General features: G+C 68.4%; 19 protein-coding genes and 1 tRNA gene. 9 read left to right on the forward strand and 11 right to left on the reverse strand.

All coding sequences use genetic code 11. The features are described 5' to 3' along the window. Positions 1-3 precede the first annotated feature (3 nt). From PTQ19_RS10735 to PTQ19_RS10745, 3 genes are read left to right on the forward strand one after another with little or no spacing between them, the layout of a single operon-like run. Positions 4-846, forward strand: a complete 843-nt coding sequence (locus PTQ19_RS10735; RefSeq protein ID WP_206822163.1) for an exodeoxyribonuclease III — start codon at positions 4-6, stop codon at positions 844-846. A gap of 10 nt (positions 847-856) precedes the next feature. After that, entirely contained in the window at positions 857-1861 is a 1005-nt protein-coding gene (gene trpS, locus PTQ19_RS10740; protein ID WP_274367320.1) for a tryptophan--tRNA ligase, read from the forward strand. Positions 1862-1891: 30 nt separating this feature from the next. Then, positions 1892-2389, forward strand: coding sequence for a hypothetical protein (locus PTQ19_RS10745; RefSeq protein WP_274367321.1), 498 nt, complete (start codon positions 1892-1894; stop codon positions 2387-2389). A gap of 40 nt (positions 2390-2429) precedes the next feature. Here PTQ19_RS10745 and pth read toward each other — a convergent pair whose 3' ends face one another. Together pth and PTQ19_RS10755 are read right to left on the reverse strand one after the other, a co-directional pair. Beyond that, entirely contained in the window at positions 2430-3011 is a 582-nt protein-coding gene (pth, locus tag PTQ19_RS10750; protein WP_224818630.1) for an aminoacyl-tRNA hydrolase, read from the reverse strand. An 85-nt stretch (positions 3012-3096) separates the two neighbouring features. Continuing rightward, entirely contained in the window at positions 3097-3696 is a 600-nt protein-coding gene (locus tag PTQ19_RS10755) for a 50S ribosomal protein L25/general stress protein Ctc (RefSeq protein WP_274367322.1), read from the reverse strand. Between the two features lie 200 nt (positions 3697-3896). On the opposite strand from PTQ19_RS10755, the gene PTQ19_RS10760 reads away from it, so the two are divergent. Both PTQ19_RS10760 and gndA read left to right on the forward strand, forming a co-directional pair. After that, a complete protein-coding gene (locus PTQ19_RS10760) occupies positions 3897-4022 on the forward strand; it encodes a hypothetical protein (RefSeq protein WP_274367323.1) in 126 nt (41 codons plus the stop codon). Between the two features lie 99 nt (positions 4023-4121). Next, entirely contained in the window at positions 4122-5576 is a 1455-nt protein-coding gene (gene gndA / locus PTQ19_RS10765; RefSeq protein WP_274367324.1) for an NADP-dependent phosphogluconate dehydrogenase, read from the forward strand. Positions 5577-5647: 71 nt separating this feature from the next. Here gndA and PTQ19_RS10770 read toward each other — a convergent pair whose 3' ends face one another. Next, the gene (locus tag PTQ19_RS10770; RefSeq protein WP_274367325.1) at positions 5648-6877 is read right to left on the reverse strand and encodes an FAD-binding oxidoreductase; all 1230 of its coding nucleotides are present in this window, start codon (positions 6875-6877) and stop codon (positions 5648-5650) included. Between the two features lie 123 nt (positions 6878-7000). Between PTQ19_RS10770 and PTQ19_RS10775 the strand changes: the two genes are divergently transcribed. Then, positions 7001-7729, forward strand: a complete 729-nt coding sequence (locus PTQ19_RS10775; RefSeq protein ID WP_179410330.1) for a response regulator transcription factor — start codon at positions 7001-7003, stop codon at positions 7727-7729. Between the two features lie 9 nt (positions 7730-7738). Further along, entirely contained in the window at positions 7739-9235 is a 1497-nt protein-coding gene (locus PTQ19_RS10780; protein ID WP_274367326.1) for a sensor histidine kinase, read from the forward strand. Here the strand turns inward: PTQ19_RS10780 and PTQ19_RS10785 are convergent. The 6 genes from PTQ19_RS10785 to PTQ19_RS10810 form a co-directional block, all read right to left on the reverse strand. Next, a complete protein-coding gene (locus PTQ19_RS10785; protein WP_274367327.1) occupies positions 9229-10779 on the reverse strand; it encodes an FAD-dependent oxidoreductase in 1551 nt (516 codons plus the stop codon). The two genes, PTQ19_RS10780 and PTQ19_RS10785, sit on opposite strands and share 7 nt — an antisense overlap. A gap of 55 nt (positions 10780-10834) precedes the next feature. Further along, positions 10835-11680 carry an FAD:protein FMN transferase gene (locus PTQ19_RS10790; RefSeq protein WP_274367328.1) on the reverse strand — a complete coding sequence of 282 codons (846 nt, stop codon included), beginning with the start codon at positions 11678-11680 and terminating at the stop codon, positions 10835-10837. 9 nt (positions 11681-11689) lie between these two features. Then, positions 11690-12160: an FMN-binding protein gene (locus tag PTQ19_RS10795; RefSeq protein ID WP_274367329.1), complete on the reverse strand. Its 471-nt coding sequence runs from the start codon at positions 12158-12160 to the stop codon at positions 11690-11692. Between the two features lie 35 nt (positions 12161-12195). Further along, positions 12196-13230 carry a ribose-phosphate diphosphokinase gene (locus tag PTQ19_RS10800; RefSeq protein ID WP_179410325.1) on the reverse strand — a complete coding sequence of 345 codons (1035 nt, stop codon included), beginning with the start codon at positions 13228-13230 and terminating at the stop codon, positions 12196-12198. A gap of 10 nt (positions 13231-13240) precedes the next feature. Further along, complete coding sequence (gene glmU, locus PTQ19_RS10805) at positions 13241-14671, reverse strand: bifunctional UDP-N-acetylglucosamine diphosphorylase/glucosamine-1-phosphate N-acetyltransferase GlmU (protein ID WP_274367330.1); 1431 nt, start codon at positions 14669-14671, stop codon at positions 13241-13243. A 1-nt stretch (position 14672) separates the two neighbouring features. Next, positions 14673-14744, reverse strand: a tRNA-Gln gene (locus tag PTQ19_RS10810). Positions 14745-14843: 99 nt separating this feature from the next. Between PTQ19_RS10810 and PTQ19_RS10815 the strand changes: the two genes are divergently transcribed. Continuing rightward, positions 14844-15338 (forward strand): MarR family winged helix-turn-helix transcriptional regulator, encoded by a 495-nt coding sequence (locus PTQ19_RS10815; protein WP_206551706.1) that lies wholly within the window; start codon positions 14844-14846, stop codon positions 15336-15338. A gap of 16 nt (positions 15339-15354) precedes the next feature. Further along, positions 15355-16293, forward strand: coding sequence for a pseudouridine synthase (locus PTQ19_RS10820; protein WP_274367331.1), 939 nt, complete (start codon positions 15355-15357; stop codon positions 16291-16293). Positions 16294-16309: 16 nt separating this feature from the next. On the opposite strand, the gene PTQ19_RS10825 is transcribed toward PTQ19_RS10820, so the two are convergent. Both PTQ19_RS10825 and PTQ19_RS10830 read right to left on the reverse strand, forming a co-directional pair. Further along, positions 16310-18118, reverse strand: coding sequence for an ABC-F family ATP-binding cassette domain-containing protein (locus PTQ19_RS10825; protein ID WP_274367332.1), 1809 nt, complete (start codon positions 18116-18118; stop codon positions 16310-16312). A 57-nt stretch (positions 18119-18175) separates the two neighbouring features. Then, a complete protein-coding gene (locus PTQ19_RS10830; RefSeq protein WP_274367333.1) occupies positions 18176-19570 on the reverse strand; it encodes a threonine/serine exporter family protein in 1395 nt (464 codons plus the stop codon). Positions 19571-19613 lie beyond the last annotated feature (43 nt).

The following is a 19613-nucleotide window of genomic DNA, read 5'->3' on the forward strand; positions in this document are numbered from 1 at the left end:
TGCATGCCCCATCTGCGTATCGCCTCTGTCAACGTCAACGGCATTCGAGCGGCGGTGCGCAACGGCATCCACGCGTGGTTGGACGCCGCCGACGTCGACGTTCTGACGGTTCAAGAGGTGCGCGGTGAAGACGAGCATCTCGCCGCTGCATTCCCCGATTGGTCGATTGTTCACGACAAGGCGACCGCCAAGGGACGCTCCGGGGTCGCGATCGTGAGCCGTGACCCCGCTCTGGCCGTGCGCACCGCCTTCGGCGACGACGACTTCGACTCGGCGGGTCGCTGGATCGAGGCCGACTTCACGCTCGGAGACACACCGCTGACCGTGGTCAGCGCGTATGTGCACACCGGTGAGGCTGACACCCCGAAGCAGGACGAGAAGTGGCGCTTCCTCGATGCGATGACCACACGCATGTCGGAGCTCGGGGGCGAGGGACGTCTGGCACTCGTCACCGGTGACCTCAACGTCGGGCACCGCGAGCTCGACATCAAGAACTGGCGGGGCAACCGCAAGAAGTCCGGCTTCCTGCCCCGTGAGCGGGCCTACTTCGATCGCTTCCTGGGCGCCGGCGGAGAGCAGATCACCGGCGTCGACGGCACCGTCGGCCCCGGCCTCGGCTGGGTCGACATCGGCCGGGCGCACCACGGCGAGGTCGAAGGGCCCTACACCTGGTGGTCGATGCGCGGTAAGGCTTTCGACAATGACAGTGGCTGGCGCATCGACTATCACCTCGCCACACCTGCGCTGGCCGAGCGCGCGACCGGCTACACGATCGCCCGGGCCGCGACCTACGCCGAACGCTGGAGCGACCACGCGCCGGTCATCGTCGACTACACGTACGAATAGGATTGACCTCGTGACCAAACCACGCCTTTACTCCGGAATGCAGCCCTCCGCCGACTCCCTCCAGACCGGCAACTACATCGGGGCTCTCCTGCAATGGCGTGACATGCAGGCCTCGTACGACGCGTTCTTCTCAGTGGTCGACCTGCATGCCATCACGGTGGCCCAGCAACCCGAAGAGCTGCGTGAGAAGACTCGGCGCACGGCGGCGCAGTACATCGCCGCGGGCATCGAGCCGTCGAAGTCGACGCTGTACGTGCAGTCGCACGTGCGCGCGCACGCCGAGCTGGCCTGGATCCTCAGCACCATCACCGGCTTCGGTGAAGCCGGCCGAATGACACAGTTCAAAGACAAGTCGCAGCGCTACGGCTCGGACGCGACGTCGGTGGGTCTGTTCACCTATCCGGTGCTGATGGCCGCCGACATCCTGCTGTACCAGAGCGAGCTCGTGCCGGTCGGCGACGACCAGAAGCAGCATGTGGAACTGACCCGCGATCTCGCCGAGCGCTTCAACAGCCGCTTCGGCACGACCTTCACGGTACCGACTCCGGTGATCCAGAAGGACACCGCGCGTATCTACGATCTGCAGAACCCGACCTCGAAGATGTCGAAGTCGGCCGAGACCGATGCCGGTGTGCTCTGGTTGCTGGATGACCCGGCGAAGTCGGCGAAGAAGATCATGCGCGCGGTCACCGACAACGAGGGCTCGGTGCGATTCGACCGCGAGGCCAAGCCCGGCGTGTCCAACCTGCTCACGATCTACGCGGCTCTCACCGGCCGCCAGGTCGGGTCCATCGAGGACGAGTATGCCGGCCGGGGCTACGGCGACTTCAAGAAGGGGCTCGCCGAGGTGGTCGTGAACGAGTTCGGCCCGGTGCGCGAACGTGCGAACGAGCTGCTGGCCGATCCCGCTGAGCTCGACCGCATCCTGGCCGTGAACGCGGCGAAGGCGGATGCTGTCGCCGATGCCACCCTCGCCGACGTCTACGACAAGGTAGGGCTGCTGCGTCGCGTGTGACGCACCGCAGACCCGTCTGGAGGATCTCCGTTGACTTCGCCTGATCTGCCGTCGATCCCGCCGCCTCCGCCGAGCGGTGCGTATGCGGTTCCGGTGGGCGGCTACACCGCTCCCCCCGGTTCTGCACCGGCACCGTTCGCTCCGCCCGCACCGAGCAAGACACTGGGGGCGCTCGCACTGGTCGCCGCGTTCCTCGCCGCGGTGGTCGCACCGATCATCGGGGCGAGTCTCGCGTTCGTCATCGGCACGGTTGTCCCTGCCACCGCGCTGGACGTCGACACGACGTTCACCGACGATCTCGCGTTGCTCTCGCCGGCGCGGATGCACGTGCTGTGGGCCGAGATCACCTTCTGGGCGGCCACGGTCGTCGGCGTCGCCGCCATCGTGCTCGGCATCATCGCCGGCGTCACGCGTCGTGGGCGCGGGATGGGCATTGCGGCGATCGTGATCGCGGCAGTCGGCCCCGTGTTCTTCTTCGTCGGCGTCGCGATGCTGTTCGGCATCGGCACCGCTGTCGGCACACTCTGAAGCAACGGTGCGGCGGTCTGTCCCGCCGCACCGCGAGGCGTCAGCCGCGCGAGTGGTGCTTCTGCTGCGCGGCGAGCAATCCCTCGTCGACGAGCTGCTCGACAGCATCCGCGAGGTCGGAGAGGAATATCGGCAGCGTCTTCTGCTCGACGGTCCCGAACGGTGCGAGAACCCAGTCTGCGGGGTCCTGCCGCCCCGGCGGCCGGCCGATCCCGGCGCGCACGCGGGGAAAGTCGGCGGTGCCCAGGGCACGCGCGACATCGCGCACTCCGTTGTGCCCGCCGTGACCGCCTCCGGTCTTCATGCGGATGCTGTCGAACGGGATGTCCAGCTCGTCGTGGATCACGAGCACCCGCTCGGGGTCGACCGAGTAGAACCTGGCCAGCGCCGCCACGGGAGTGCCGGAAGTATTCATGTAGGAGTTGGGCTTGGCCAGCACGAGCTTGTCGCCGCCCGGACGCAGCCAGGTCTCGACGACGCGCGCTCCCGCCTTGTGCTCGCGGAAGCGCTCGCCCCGGCGATCGGCCAGTTCATCGAGCACCATCTGCCCGATGTTGTGACGGGTCGGCGCGTAGCGCGGGCCTGGATTGCCCAGTCCCACGATCAGCCAGGTGGATGCCACGTGCTGCTCCTCAGATAGTCAGGTCAGGGGAAAAGACGAAGGGGACGCGATGACTCGCGCCCCCTTCGTCGACATCAGCGGCAGATCACTCCGCGGCGGCCTCAGCGGCCTCAGCGGCCTCAGCAGCGTTCTCTTCAGCAACCTCAGCGGCCGGCACCGACACGGCGACCAGCAGGAGGTCGGCGTCATCCAGCAGAGCGGCGCCCTCGGGCAGGGTGACGTCGCCGGCGGTGATGTGAGCACCCTCTTCCAGGCCCTCGACGCTGACCTCGACGTGCTCGGGGATGTGCGTAGCCTCGACCTCGAGCTTGATGGTCGTGACGTCCTGGGTCACGATCGTGCCCGAGAACGACTCACCGGTCAGGAAGACGGGAACCTCGACGGTGACCTTCTCACCCTTGTTGACGACCAGCAGGTCGATGTGCTCGATGATCTGGCGCACGGGGTCCTTCTGAACGTCCTTGACCAGCACGAGCTGCGAGGCGCCCTCGATGTCGAGGTCGAGCAGCGCGTTGGCACGACGGATGATCAGCGAGACCTGGTGGCCGGGAAGCGCGACGTGCACGGGGTCGGTGCCGTGGCCGTAGATGACCGCGGGGATCTTGCCCTCGGCGCGCAGACGGCGGGCGAAGCCCTTGCCGAAGTTGGTGCGGAGGTCGACGTGGACCTTGTTGTCATCAGACATGAGTGGTTCTCCTTCAAGACGCGCGACTGGCGCCGCACGGTGGTCGTGGATCGACGTCTCGAACACGGACGAGGAACCAGCGTGCTCATCTGACCACAGGGCTCACATCACCGCGTCGATTACGGATGTGCGCGCACGCGCGACACATCCCTCGCCGAGGAACTCCTTCATCGTACCCGAAACGCCGATATGCTGAAGCCATGTTTGATGCCGCATTCCTGTCTCACGCGATCCTCTGGCTGATCGGCGCCATGTCCCTCGGTGCGGTCGTGGCCGTCTCTGTCGCCCTGTTCGCCATGGGCCGCGACGCCTACCGCAAGGACTGATCCCCCGACGGGGCCGGCCGGCACCGTCACATTCGCCGTAGGCCGCGTGCACACGAGTACGCTGAGATCGATCCACCCGTTGCCCTCGAGGAGTTCACTGTGCCCGAAGCATCTGCCAACATCGGAGTCGTCGGCTTGGCCGTGATGGGGTCGAACCTGGCCCGGAATCTGGCGTCTCGCGAGGGCAACACGGTGGCGGTGCTGAACCGTTCGCGGTCGAAGACCGATGAGCTGGTGGCCGCGCACCCGGAAGCGGGTTTCGTTCCGGCGTTCTCGTATGAGGAGTTCGCGGCGTCGCTTCAGCGGCCGCGCACGGCGATCATCATGGTCAAGGCCGGTGGGCCGACCGATGCGGTCATAGATGAGCTGGTGCGGGTCTTCGAGCCCGGCGACATCATCGTCGACGGCGGCAACGCCTACTTCCCCGACACGATCCGCCGCGAACGTGCGGTGCGTGAGACGGGAATCAACTTCGTCGGCGCCGGGATTTCGGGTGGCGAGGAGGGCGCGCTGACCGGCCCGTCGATCATGCCGGGCGGGTCGGATGAGTCGTGGGTGACCCTCGGGCCGATCCTGCGGTCGATCGCCGCGGTCGCCGAGGGCGAGCCGTGTGTGACGCATGTGGGTCATGACGGTGCCGGGCACTTCGTGAAGATGGTGCACAACGGCATCGAGTACGCCGACATGCAGCTGATCGCCGAGGCGTATGACCTGATCCGCCGCGGCACGGGCAAGACGCCCGCGCAGATCGCCGACATCTTCGCCGAGTGGAACCGCGGCGAGTTGGAGTCGTACCTGATCGAGATCACCGCCGAGGTGCTGCGTCAGGTCGACGCGGCTACCGGGCAGCCGCTGGTGGATGTGATCGTCGACCAGGCCGGCGCGAAGGGCACCGGCGCGTGGACCGTGCAGACCGCTCTCGCCCTGGGTGTTCCGGTCTCGGGCATCGCCGAGGCCACCTTCGCCCGCTCACTGTCCAGCCACCCCGAGCAGCGTGCCGCCGCCGCCCACCTGCCCGGGCCCGACGAGGCGTTCACCGTCCCGGCAGATCAGGTCGAGGCGTTCATCGAGGACGTCCGCCAGGCACTCTACGCGTCCAAGATCGTCGCCTACAGCCAGGGGTTCGATGAGATCCGCGCCGGGGCGGCCGAGTACAACTGGAACATCGACCTCGGCGCGATCGCCAAGATCTGGCGCGGCGGGTGCATCATCCGCGCCCAGTTCCTCAACCGCATCGCCGACGCCTACACCGACACCCCCGACCTGCCCGTCCTGATGGCCGCGCCGTACTTCGCCGACGCCCTCACCCGCGGGCAGGATGCGTGGCGGCGCGTCGTCATCGCCGCCGCGACCGCCGGCATCCCCGCCCCCGCGTTCTCGTCGTCACTGTCGTACTACGACGGCATCCGCGCCGACCGCCTCCCCGCCGCCCTCGTCCAGGGACAGCGCGACTTCTTCGGCGCGCACACCTACCGCCGCACCGACAAGCCCGGCACCTTCCACACCCAGTGGTCCGGCGACCGCACCGAAATCGAAGCCGAAGACACCCACTGACACCGAGTGCCAAGAGGGGCGAACGCATCGAGCGTTCGCCCCTGTTCGTGCTCTGACGAGGTCTCGCTCACTCAGACAACGATGTTGTGGTTGCTGCGGAACATGTTGCGCGGATCCCACTGCGCCTTCAACGCGCGCAGACGTGCGTACGCATCGGGAGTGAACATCTCGGGAACGGCCTCGGGCGATGGCTCGTGCGTGAAGTTGCTGTACTGCGCGACGCGTCGTTCCTGAATCCGCGCGGTATGGGCCACGAGCGAGGTCCGCTCGGCATCGTCGACGACGCCGGGCACGTCGAAACCACCGGCCATGATGAACCAGGTGGCGTCCCGCGCCGGGAAGGGAGTGCTGTGTTGCGGAACGGCTCCATACGCCCCACCCAACGAGCGCATCAGAACCACGGATGTCGGATGCGTCGCACGTAGCGCGACCAACTCGTCGATGAGATCGTCATCCAGCGAGGCGAACAGCCCGTTGCCTCCGATGAAGGCCGGCGGCGCCTGCTCGGGGTCGGCGAACCCGGGCGGCTCATCCAGCACGTCGCGATAGGCGCAGGTCGTGACTTCGACGGCGATTCCGTCGACGGCTTCGACGCCAGCAAGAGCTGCGCGCAGGGCTACCTCATCGTCCCCCGCCCAGACGGCCACCAGCGCAGCACCGGGTGGCGCGCTAGGATCCATCGGCGGAACGTCGAGGTAGGTCGCGGTCAGCGCACGCGGCGCGTCAATCATCGCGTCACGCGCCGCCCGAAGCACCGCACCGGCATCCGTCGCTCCGGTGCACTGCGCACGGACGACTGTCGGCAAGCGGTGCGCGGCGAAGTCGAAACGCGTCACGACCCCGAAGTTGCCACCGCCGCCGCGCAGCGCCCAGAACAACTCAGGATGCGCCTGTTGCGAGGTCTCGATCACCGTCCCGTCAGCCGTGACGACCTGCGCACCGATCAGCTGGTCGATCGCCAGGCCCCAGCACCGGGTCATCCAACCGATGCCGCCGCCCAGTGTGAGGCCGCCGACCCCCACCGTCGTCGTGTCACCCGAGCTGATGGCCAGTCCGTCATCGGCGAGCCTCGCGGCTACCTCGCCCCACGTCGCTCCTCCCCCGATGCTCACCGTCGTGCCGTCGACGGAGACACCGGAGAGCGACGCGAGCTCGATCCGCACACCCGGTTGCTCTGTCATTGCCCACGGTCCATGCCCGCCGGCGACGACCGAAACGGGAAGGTCGTGGTGCCGTGCATGCTGCACGGCGGTGACGACGCCGGCGACGTCGGTCGGGGTGAACACGGATTGCTGGGTCATGACGCTTGACGATAGACCTCGGCACGGACATCCGAAACCGTGCCCGCGTCGCCACGGCCGACTCACAGGCGGCACACAGCGGAACCTATGGATATTCGATGATCCAGGTCGCAGAATAGGCGCATGAGCACCGAGCACCCCGAACTCCGCCGCCCTGACGGATCGCCGCTGCGCATCCTCGCCGTCGACGACGAGGCCATGCTCACCGATCTGCTCGCGATGGCCCTGCGCATGGAGGGCTGGGAGGTCCGCACCGCGGGCTCGGGCCTGGAAGCGCTGCAGGTCGCGCAGGAGTTCGAACCGGATGCCCTGGTGCTGGATGTCATGATGCCCGACCTCGACGGCATGAGCGTGCTGCGCCGACTGCGCGAGTCGGGCAACCTCGTACCCGTCGTGTTCCTCACGGCGAAGGATGCCGTGGCCGACCGCATCGCGGGCCTCACGGCAGGCGGCGACGACTACGTCACCAAGCCCTTCAGCCTCGAAGAGGTGATCGCCCGGCTGCGTGCCGTGATCCGGCGCTCTGGGCAGGGGCAGGCCGAGGACGAACAGGCCATCCTGCGGGTCGCAGACCTGTCTCTGAACGAGGACAGCCATGAGGTCATGCGCGGTGACGACGAGATCGAGCTGACCGCAACCGAGTTCGAGCTGCTGCGCTTTCTGATGCGCAACGAACGCCGAGTGCTGTCGAAGGCACAGATCCTCGACCGCGTATGGAGCTACGACTTCGGCGGCAAGTCATCGGTGGTCGAGCTGTACATCTCGTATCTGCGCAAGAAGATCGATGCCGGGCGCACTCCCCTGCTGCACACGGTGCGCGGCGTCGGCTACATGATCAAAGCGCCCCAGTAGGACATCGCCATGCTCGCCGCTCCGCTGAGCCTGCAGGCCCGGCTGATGGCCGCGGTGATCGGGTTCGTGAGTCTCATCCTGGTGATCGTCGCAATCATCACCAGTGCCACGCTCGGCAACACGCTCGAGATCCGACTGCAAGAGCAGGTCAACGGTGCTGCCGCCGAGACCGTACCTCTGGTGACCAGCCGCGCCCAGACCGCATCGATCCTCGGCGAACCGCTCACCGCCGAGTATGCGATGGAAGGACAGCGCGTCCCCGCCAACAGCCTGTTGTTGATGGTCGCGCCCCCGAGCACGGCCCCGTCAGGCATCATCGTCACCCCCGACGACCGCACGGTGCTCTCCGGGGCGGATCTGCTGACATTGACCTCGGCCCTGCAGCACTCGCGCAACGCGACCGTGAGCCTGCCGGACTTCGGGTCGTACCGCGTGACGGTCGATCAGACCGACAACGGCGTGCTGGTGATCACGGGGCTCCCGCGGGCGGACGTGCAGCACACCATGACTTCGCTGTTCACGACCATCGCGCTGGCGACGCTCGGCGGCCTCATACTGCTCGCAATCACCACCGCACTGACGATCAGTATGGGCTTGCGTCCGCTGCGCGCCGTCGCCGCCACGGCGACGCGTGTCGCAAGTCAGCCGCTGGACCGTGGTGAGGTGACGATCACCGAGCGCGTGCCCGAGTACGAGGCCGACGCGCGCACCGAGGTGGGACGGGTGGGCGTCGCCCTGAACACGTTGCTCGATCACGTGGATGAGTCGCTCGCCGCGCGGCAGCGCAACGAGGATCGGATGCGACGTTTCGTCGCGGATGCCAGCCATGAGCTGCGCACGCCGCTGGCGTCGATCCGCGGGTACTCGGAGCTCTCGCTGCGCGCCCTGAGCCAGGGGGACGGACCGGATGCCCTGCAGCACACGACCTCGGCGCTGGAGCGCATCCAGGCGCAGTCTCTGCGGATGACCCGTCTGGTCGAAGACCTGCTGCTGCTGGCTCGCCTCGATGAGGGCACCGAACTCGTGCACGGCACTGTGGATCTGTCGCAACTGGCCGTCGAGGCGGTCGCCGATGCGCAGCCCACCGGTCCTGAGCACGTGTGGAAGCTGGAGGCCCCCGAAGAGCCGGTGCTCGTGCCTGGTGACACCGGGCGACTGCATCAGGTGGTCGGGAACCTGCTTGCGAACGCCCGGACGCACACGCCGCCCGGCACCACGATCACGCTGAGCGTGGCGGCAGTCGACGGCGGCGCCGAGCTGCGCGTGCACGATGACGGCCCCGGTATCGATCCCGAGGTGCGCGACGAGCTGTTCGCCCGCTTCGCTCGCGGCGACGTGTCGCGTGCACGCCAGAGCGGGGGCACCGGCCTGGGCCTCGCCATCGCGAAAGCGATCGTCGAGGGACACGGCGGATCGATCACCGTCACCAGTGAGCCGGGCGATACGTCGTTCACCGTGCACCTGCCTGCGGCACGTACCGCGTCGTCGGAGACGCCGGCTCAGTAACCCGCGAAGGCGTCGGTCGTCAGTCCGTGCGCCTTGTGCAGCGCCGGCGCCAGGTCGGCGATCAAACGGGGCGGGCCCGAGATGAACGCGTGCCGTGCGGCGAGGTCGGGAACCACGCGCTCGAGACCCTCGGCGTCGAGGCGTACGCCGCGCGGCCAGGACCAGTGCGCGGGCAGGTCGGCCGGCGCGTCGCGCGTGAAGACGATCGTCGGCACCCCGGTCGCCTCCAGCTCCGCGCGGAAAGCGAGCTCGGCGGCCGAGGAGGCGACGTACACGAGCACGATGTCGCGTTCGACGCCGGTCGCCTGCAATTGCCGTAGCTGTGAGACGAACGGCGTCACACCGATGCCTGCCGCGACCATCAGCACGGGTGCGCCACCCCGAGGCAGCACGAAGTCGCCCCAGGTGCCCGTGACGCCCAGTACCGCGCCGGGTTCGGCGGCCTTCAGCGCGCGCTTGTAGCTGGAGGGATGCTTCTGATCGCCGTCCTTGTAGGCGATGCGCAGGGTCGGCAGGTCGGCCGGAGCCGAGACGATGCTGAACTCGCGCCGGGTGCCGCGGGCATCCGGATTGCGGTGCGGCACCTCGAGCTCGACGTACTGTCCGGCGATGAAGGACAGGCGCCCCTTCGCGCGAAACGTGAGTTCCTGTGCGGTCGGCGTGATGAACTCGCGCCGGGTGAGGACGAGCCGCACGGATGTGCGCACGGCGAAGGCGAAGGCGAGCAGGTTGCCGATCAGCAGGGCGCGCTCCTGCCCGAGTGTGAACAGCCCGCCGATCGCGATCGGCCACCCTGCCAGGATGCCGACGAGTACGGCGACGCTGAACTGCTGCCAGCGGCGCGGGGGCAGCGTGAGCGGCTCCGACAGCATGAAGATACCGAGGAACAGGTAGGGCGACTGCAGCAGCGCAAAGCCGATGGCATCCGACAGTGCGAACGACAGACCCGCGTTCTGCGCGAGGGCTGCCTGCCGCACCACGGCGACGCCGACGGCGACGAGCAGGAAGACGAGTACGACGCGCACCTTCTCGGTGCGCCACAGCACGATCAGTCCGAGCACGGCGACCGGCAGCGCGAGTGCGGGGGTGCCCACCCACCACGACGAGAACGTACCGATTCCGGCGATGGTGACCACAGCGGCACCGAACGCCGCGGGGTTCAGAATGTGACGGCCACGCCACGCGATGACGTACTTCGACGCCGCGGCGAGTGCGCCGCCGAGAGCGTTGCCGGCGAGTCCCGGCAGCGTGAGCGACGGCTGCAGCACGAACAGCAGGATCAGCGCCGTCACCAGCGACGACTCGATGCGCCAGGGCAGGTGCAGCAAGCGCTGCGCCGCGGCGTCGACGGCCGAGATGGCGACGACCAGTACCGCGAAGGATGCCAGGATCTCGAACGCCGACGGGGCAACGAGCCCCGCCAGCGACAGTCCGAGGGCGATGACCCCCAGAGCGAGCAGGGCGAAGAGCACGAGCCGGTACATCGAGAGGGCGCCGAGGAGCGCGAGGGTCCGCTGCCGCAGCGCCGTGAGAGAGGTGATCACACCTCTACTCTCGCGCATGTTCTGCCCCCGGGGCTCGCCGGGTCGCCCTGTTTCGCTACGTGAACAGCTCGCCGGCGAAGGCCGCTGAGCGTTCGACCCGGCCGTCGGTGGTCATGCGCACCCAGTCCACACCCCATGCACCGGCAAGGCCCGGGCCCCCATCGAAGAACAGGGCGGTCGCGACGGCGTCGGCCCGCATGGCGTCGTCGGCGATGGCCCACGTGGCGGCCCAGGTGCGCACGGGCACCCCGGTGCGGGCATCCAGCACATGGTGCAGCCCATCGCCCCACACCCGCCGGTTCACCGCCGACGCGCACAGAGCCCGGCCTGCGACCTCGACCACACCGATCGCGCTTGTGGGGTCGTAGGGGTGTTCCAACGCGACGAGCGCCGCTCCGCCGCGCACGAGCAGATCTCCCGAGGCGTCGATGATCGTGCGTCCCGGCAGATCCCGCAGGTCTGCGGCGACGAGGTCGACAAGGCGTCCCTTGCCGAGCGCGCCCACGTCGATCACGCCGGGTCGGTGCATCGTGAGCGTCGTCGGCGTCCAGGTGAGGATGCTCTCCCAGTCGGCCGGGGCGCTCTCTGGGCGACCGGACTGCAACGACATCGCCGCGTCATAGCCGAGTGCCTCCAAGCCCAGACCGATCAACGGATTGACGGCGCCGTCGGTTACACGGCTGAGCTCACGGAACCCGTCGAGCATGACGCCGGCGTCCGGTGGCGCATCAACGGTCCCCCCGCGACGCAGCGATGAGACCACCGAGTCGGCGCGGAACCGCGACCACTCCCGGTCGAACCGCTCGACCGTCGCCGTGACCCGCCCCTGAAGCTGTGACGAGAGCGGCTGGTCGGTCTCGATCTCCCAGCGTGTGCCGATCGCATCGAACCGCCAGGTCATGGCATCCGCCTACTCGGTCTCCGTGTCTGCGTCGCCGTTGTCGGCGGCGGAGATCACGGCCTCTTCCTTGATCCGCACGAGGGCCTGGTTGAAACCGCCGCTGGTCAGCGACGAACCGGCAACGCGGTCGACGTCGAGCTCGTCGAGCTTCTTACCCACCACCTCGGCGGCGATGCCGTCGATGAACTGGCCCTGGTAGCGCGTGCTCTCGGGCGCCGTCGGATCGCCGACCACCTCGACGTCGGTCACGACGTCGTCGCTCAGGGTGAGCGTCACCGAGATGTTCTCGACCGTCTCGGGCGTCTGGTAAGCACCCTCAGCGGCGTAGGTGCCATCGGCGTACGGTGCGGTGGCATCGGTCGAGATCGGAGAGGGATCGCCGGCATCGGCGGCCCCTCCACCGGCGCAGCCGGACAGCAGCAGGACCCCGGCCGCCCCGAGCAGCGCGGTTCCGGTACGAGCGGCGTGGTGTGCGTTCATACGCCCAGCCTCGGGCATCCGACTATGCGCCCTTCTCAGGCGTCGCCGCCGAACATGCTCGTGACCGAGCCGTCCTCGAAGACCTGCTTGATCGCCGCCGCCAGCAGCGGCGCGATCGGCAGGATCGTGAGCCCGTCCCACTGGCGCGACTCGGTCAGCGGAATCGTGTCGGTGACGACGACCTCGTCGATCGCGTCGTCCTGCAGACGCTCGGACGCCGGATCGCTGAACACCGCGTGAGTGGCGGCGACGATCACCCGGCGGGCGCCGTTCGCCTTCAGCGCCTGCGCGGCCTTGACGATCGTGCCGCCGGTGTCGATCATGTCGTCGACGAGCAGGCAGGTGCGTCCCTCGACGGTGCCGACGATCTCGTGCACCGACACCTGGTTGGCGACCTTAGGGTCGCGACGCTTGTGGATGATCGCCAGCGGTGCGCCGAGGCTGTCCGACCATGTGTCGGCCACGCGGACGCGCCCCATGTCGGGCGACACGATCGTGAGCGTCTCACGGTCCTCGGGCGTCAGCGTGCTCTCGAAGTGCTCGAGCAGAACGGGCTTGGCGAAGAGGTGGTCGACCGGGCCGTCGAAGAAGCCCTGGATCTGCGCGGCGTGCAGGTCGACGCTCATGACGCGGTCCGCACCAGCGACCTTGAGCATGTCGGCAACCAGACGCGCCGAGATCGGCTCGCGGCCGCGACCCTTCTTGTCCTGACGAGAGTAGGGGTAGTACGGGGCGACGACGGTGACGCGCTTTGCGGATGCCCGCTTCGCGGCATCCAGCATGATCAGCGTCTCCATCAGCCACTCGTTGACCGGCTGGCCGAACGACTGCACGATGAACAGGTCGCAGCCGCGGATCGAGACCTCGAAGCGGGCGTAGATCTCACCCGAGGCGAAGGTGCGGTGCTCGACCGGAGCGACCTCCTGGCCGAGTGCGGCGGCGACGGCGGCCGTCAGCTCGGGGTGCGAGCGACCGCCGGCGACGACGAGCCGCTTCTTGGTCTTCGCGATCAGTCCGGGGGCGACCCCGTTCTGGACATCCAGTGCTACGCGCTTCTTCTTCTGGCCCATGGCTGCCGCCCTACTCCGCCGCTCGTTCGCGGGCCGCCGCATCAGCTGCACCCGTGCCTGCTCTGTTCTTCTCGACCCACCCGACGATGTTGCGCTGGGGGGCGATGCTCATGGCCAGCGCACCGGCGGGCACATCCTTGCGGACGACGGCGCCGGCGCCGGTCTTTGCACCTGCTCCCAGCCTAATGGGCGCGACGAGCACCGTGTGAGATCCGGTGTGCACCTCGTCACCGATCTCGGTGCGGTGCTTGTTGACGTCGTCGTAGTTGGCGGTGATCGTGCTCGCGCCCAAGTTGACGCCGCGTCCGATGGTGGCATCACCCACGTACGACAGGTGCGGAACCTTGCTTCCCTCACCGATCTGGGCGTTCTTGGTCTCGACGTAGGCGCCGATCTTTCCGCTCTCGCCCAGCACGGTGCCGGGGCGCAGGAACGAGTAGGGGCCCACCGTGGCATTCGCGCCGACAACGGCGAGGTTGGCGTCGCTGCGGCGCACAACGGCGTCCTCGCCCACCTCGCAGTCGACCAGCGTCGTGTCGGGACCGATGGTGGCGCCGGCGGCGATGACCGTCGCACGCAGGATCTGGGTGTTCGGCAGGATCGTCACATCGGGGGCCAGCGTGGCGTCGTCGTCGATCCAGGTGGTCGCCGGGTCGACGATCGTGACGCCCTCGCGCTGCCAGTGCCGCACGATGCGCTGGTTCAGCACCCGGCCGGCCTCGGCGAGCTGGGCGCGGTCGTTGATGCCGAACGTCGAGGTGACGTCATCGGCGAGTTCAGCGGCGACCTTCTCGGCAGCGCCGCGCAGCAGACCGATCACATCGGTCAGGTACATCTCGCCCTGCGCGTTGTTCTGGTCGACGCGGGCCAGGTAGGTGCGCAGCGCCGGGGCACGGAACACGTACACGCCGGCGTTGATCTCGGTGACCGCGGCCTCGTCGGCGCTGGCGTCCTTCTGCTCGACGATGCGCTCGACGACGCCGTCCGCACCGCGGATGATGCGACCGTACCCGGTGGGGTCGTCGAGGTGCGCGCTCAGCAGGGTGGCGGCGGCGGATGCCGCGCGGTGTCCGGCGACGAGGGCCTCGAGCGTGCCCGCCTGCAGCAAGGGCACATCGCCCGAGAGCACGAGCACATCGCCGTCGAAATCGGCGGGCAGCGCGTCGAGAGCGACCTGCACGGCGCGCCCCGTACCGGGGATGTCGTCTTGATCGACGACGATCGCCTCGGGGTACTGCTCCGTGATCGCGGCGACGACCTGGTCGCGCTCGTGACGGACGACGACCTCGATGTGCTCGGCACCGAGCGCGCGGGCGGTGGTCAGGACGTGCCCCACCAGGGGCCGCCCGCCGATCTCGTGCAGCACCTTGGGCCGACGGGACTTCATGCGCGTTCCCTGCCCTGCAGCGAGAACGATGATGGCGAGTGGGTTCTGCGTCATGCTCCGCCGCCAGGATTCGAACCTGAACCTCACAGCTCCAAAGGCTGTCGTGCTGCCGTTACACTACGGCGGACCACGGCCATCCGCGTGTGCGGGGCCGCGTGACAAGTCTGCCACGTTCCACCTGTGTCCGACGTCCGGACGTGCCCGAGGAGCGCGCGATAATGGACAGATGGATGAGGCGGATGAGGTGGATCGCATCGTCGGTGCGTGGAACACTCAGCGCCCCGACCTGGACTTCTCGCCGCTCGAAGTGCTCTCGCGTGTGGATCGACTCTCGAGGCATCTCGATCGCGCACGTCGCGATGTGTTCCACCGCAGCGACATCGAACCGTGGGAGTGGGATGTGCTCTCGGCGCTGCGCCGCGCCGGGTCTCCCTTCCAGCTCTCGCCGAAACAGCTGCTGCAACAGACCCTGGTCTCGAGCGGAACCATGACCAACCGCATCGACCGCTTGGTCGGTCGGCGCTTCGTGCGACGGCAGGCCGACCCCGCCGACGGCCGCAGCGTGCTGGTCACGCTCACCGACGACGGCAGGGTGCGCGTGGATGCCGCGATCACCCGCCTGGTGGATGCCGAGGCCGAGCTGCTGAGCGCTCTGCCGCGCGCAGAGCGCGAACGCCTCGCCGGCCTGCTGCGCAAGCTCAGTCTGAGCTTCGACACGTGAGCGCCCGCTGATGGCGATGGCTTCGCCCCTGCCGGTGCGCGACGGCGTCGGTGCGACCCGCCTGCATCTGCCGATGCAGGGTCCGTGGCCGACGATCGGCGCGTACATGGCCGAGCGCTTCTTCCATCTCGACCCCGAACGTCTCCTGGCCCGCTTCGACCGCGGTGAGATCGTTGCCCGCGACGGCACCGCGCTCACGCGCGAGACGCCGCTGGGTGCGCACGAGTTCGTCTGGTACTACCGGGAACCGCCGGTGGAGCGCGATATCCCCTTCGAGGTCGAGGTGCTGCACCAGGACGGCGACCTGGTCGTGGCCGACAAACCGCACTTCCTGCCGACCACTCCCGGCGGCAAGTACCTGCAGAACTCTGCCCTCGTACGACTGCGCAATCTGCTCGAGATCCCCGAACTCACCCCGATCCACCGCCTCGACCGGGCCACGGCCGGGCTACTGATGTTCTCGGTGCGCCCCGAGACCCGCGGCGCCTACCAGCTGCTGTTCGAGAACCGGCGGGTCGAGAAGGTCTACGAAGCCGTCTCTGCCCTGCCCGAGGGCTGGAATCCGGCATCCCCCGCCCTGGGCGGGCAGCCGTTCCCGATCGTGTACCGCAACCACATCGAGAAGCTGCGGGGCAACGTCTGCGTGCGGGTGGATGCCGAACGCGAGCCGAACTCCGAGACGCTGATCGAACTGATCACTGCGGACGACCGCGTCGTGCACACGCGGCTGCGTCCGCACAGCGGCAAGATGCACCAGCTACGCGTGCATCTGTCGGCGCTCGGCGCCGGCATCCTGAACGACGGTTTCTACCCCGAGCTGCTACCCGAGACGCCCGACGACTTCGAGAAGCCGATGCAGCTGCTGGCCCGTGAGCTGCGCTTCACCGACCCGCTGAGCGGCGTACCGCGCGAGTTCGTCACCCGCAGGATGCTGCAGGACGCACCGGCTGCGTGACCCGCGGAGCCTGAACTCAGCCGATCTGCTCGGTGATCTCGAACCAGCGCATCTCGAGCTCTTCGACCTCGTCCTGCTGCGCTTGGATCGCGCGCATCTTCTCGCCCAGACCCTCGTAGTCGGACTGGTCATGGTCGGCGAGCGCGTGCTTGGCCTTGTCGATCTGATCGTTCAGCTTCTGCATCTTGCGCTCAAGCATCGACGCCTCCTTCTCAGCGGCGCGCAACTCGGCCCCCGACAGCGCCGACCCGGCCGGAGCGGATGCGGCATCGTGCGCCGTCCGCTCGCCGGCGGGCATCGCCGCACGCAGGCGCAGATACTCGTCGATCCCGCCGGGCAGGTGCCGCAGGCGCCCTGAGCCGTCGGGGCCCGGCAGCACGGCGTACTGCTGATCGGTGACGCGCTCGAGGAAGTACCGGTCGTGGCTGACCACGAGCAGTGTGCCCGGCCACGAGTCGAGCAGGTCCTCGATCGCGGCGAGCATGTCGGTGTCCATGTCGTTGGTCGGCTCATCGAGGATCAGCACATTGGGCTGGTCGAGCAGCACGAGCAGCAGCTGCAGTCGGCGCTGCTGTCCACCCGATAGATCTTTCACCGGGGTCGACAACTGCGCCGAGGTGAATCCGAGCCGCTCGAGGAGCTGCCCCGGGGTGAGGTCCTGCGCCTTCGACCCACTGCCGAAGGTGTACGACGTGCGCAGCCCGTTGATCACCGTGCGCACGGGGTCGGTCCAGTGTTGTTCGAGCTCGTCGATCCGCTGGGTCAGGGTGCGCACCTGCACGGTCTTGCCGCGCTTGACGCGACCGCTGGTCGGTTCGACGGTGCCGGCCACTAGGCCCAGCAGCGTCGACTTGCCGGCCCCGTTGACGCCGAGGATGCCGGTGCGCTCGCCCGGCGCGATGCGCCACTCGACGTCCTTGAGTACCTGGCGGTCGCCATAGGCGACACCGGCGTCGAGCAGGTCGACGACGTCTTTGCCCAGCCGTGCCACGGCGAGCGACTGCAACGACACGGTGTCTCGGATCGGCGGCACATCGGCGATGAGCGCGTTGGCGGCGTCGATGCGGAACTTCGGCTTGCTCGTGCGCGCAGGCGCGCCACGACGCAGCCAGGCCAGCTCTTTGCGGGCGAGATTCTGGCGCTTGGCCTCGGTCGCGGCGGCCATCCGGTCGCGCTCCACGCGCTGCAGGATGTACGCGGCGTAGCCACCCTCGAAGGGCTCGACGATGCGGTCGTGCACCTCCCAGGTGGCTGTGCAGATCTCGTCGAGGAACCACCGGTCGTGGGTGACGACCATGAGCGCCCCGGCGTTGCGCGCCCACCGGGTCTTCAGATGCCCGGCCAGCCACGTGATCGCCTCGACGTCGAGGTGGTTCGTGGGCTCGTCGAGCGCGATGATGTCCCAGTCGCCGGTCAGCAGTCGCGCCAGTGAGACGCGGCGGCGCTGACCACCGCTGAGCGAGGACACCGAGGCCTCCCAGTCGAGGTCGCCGACCAGCCCGGCGATGACGTCGCGGATGCGGGCATCCCCCGCCCACTCGTGCTCGGGGGTATCACCGACGACGGCGGTTCCCACGGTCAGGGCGTCGTCGAGTGTGTCGGCCTGGTCGAGCACACCGATGCGTGTTCCGCCGCGCACGGTGACGCGGCCCGCATCGGGCTCCTTGCGGCCCGCGAGCATCGCGAGCAGGCTCGACTTGCCGTCGCCGTTGCGTCCGACGATGCCGATGCGGTCGCCCTCCTCGATGCCGAGAGTGACGGAGTCGAAGACGACGCGGGTGGGGTATTCGAGGTGGAGCCCTTCGGCTCCGAGCAGATGTGCCATGTCGTACCCAGGCTATCCGGTACCGCTGTGCGCCCGCCGGTCAGCGGCACCCACCGGTCAGCGGATGCGTCCGCGTCGACGCACCACGCTCTGCAGTGTGTCGCGCACGGGCGCTCCCAGGACGAGTCCGAGCGATGCCCCGGATGCCAGGGCGAGCCCGATGGCGACCGCCTGGAACAGGTCGGAGAACCCCACGATAAGAGGAAACGCCTCGCCCTCTGCCTCGACGATACCGAGCAGTCCGCGGTAGACCACAGAACCGGGCACCATCGGCACGATCGCCGCGGTCGTGACCGCGATCGAGGGCACATGCAGACGGTGGGCGATCAGCGTGCCGATGAAGCTGGCGATCAACGCGCCGATCGCACTCGCGAGAGCGACGCCGATGCCGCCGGCGACGGCAGCGCTGTACCCGCCCCAGGCGATGCTCCCCAAGAGGGCCGAGACGAGGATCGTGCGCGCGGTGGCACCGTTCCACACGGCCACCGTCACGGCGATGAGCACCACCCCGGCGAGCTGCATGGTGACCGGTCCGAGTTCGGGTGGATCGGTGGAGAGCGGGAAGCCCACCCCGAGACGCTGGGCGAATGAGACGCCGCCGACGATGCCGACCACGACTCCGAGCGTGAGCAACGCCAGGTCGAGGATGCGCCCGCCGGCGGTGAGTGCGAAGCCGTCGATGGCGTCCTGCGCCGCAGCCACGACCGACATCCCCGCCAGCATCAGCACGATGCCGGCCGCGACGATGATGCCGGGACTGGCGCCTTCGAACAGGGGCACTTCGTGGACCCGCAGGGCATTGGTCACCGCCGCGAACGCGGTGACCACGAGCGCGCCGGCGGCCTGCGAGAAGAAGAAAGGCACATGCATCCGTGCCATCCAGCGCTGAGTCAGCGCCGCGCCGCACGCGGCGAGCAACGCGACCAGGGTGGTCATCCAGCCCGCCCCGAAGAGCAGGCAGACGCCGACGGCGAGCAGCCCCTGAGCCAGAACGATGACGGTGGGGCGATAGCGGAAGGGCGTGCGGCGGATGACATGGAAGCGGACGCGGGCCTCATCGAGGTCGAGACCCGCCTGGATCTGCGCGACCAGCGCCTGCAGTTGCTGAAGCTTGGAGTGATCGGGCACGGGCGCCCGGACGACCCGGATCAGGGTGAACGGCAGGTCGGACTCACCGCCGTGATACGACACCGCGATCGAGTTGAACGTGATGTCGACGTGCACCGGACGGATGCCCCATGCCGCCGTCACTCTCGTGATCGACAGCACGACTTCGTTGGCCGCGGCGCCGACGGCGATCAGAGACTCGGCGATGCGCATCGCCAGCTCGATGACGCGACGCGCATACATCTCGTCGATCGAGAGCATCGCCTGGGTCTCGGGGCGCGAGGCCGCATCGACGTGGATCGCGTGGACCAGCCGCGCGCGCCAGTTCTTTCCTGCTGCACCCATCGTCCCATCCTCACAGTCGCACGAGATGCCGCTCAACCCTGAC

This window comes from Microbacterium esteraromaticum, from assembly GCF_028747645.1.
Lineage (GTDB): Bacteria > Actinomycetota > Actinomycetes > Actinomycetales > Microbacteriaceae > Microbacterium > Microbacterium esteraromaticum_C.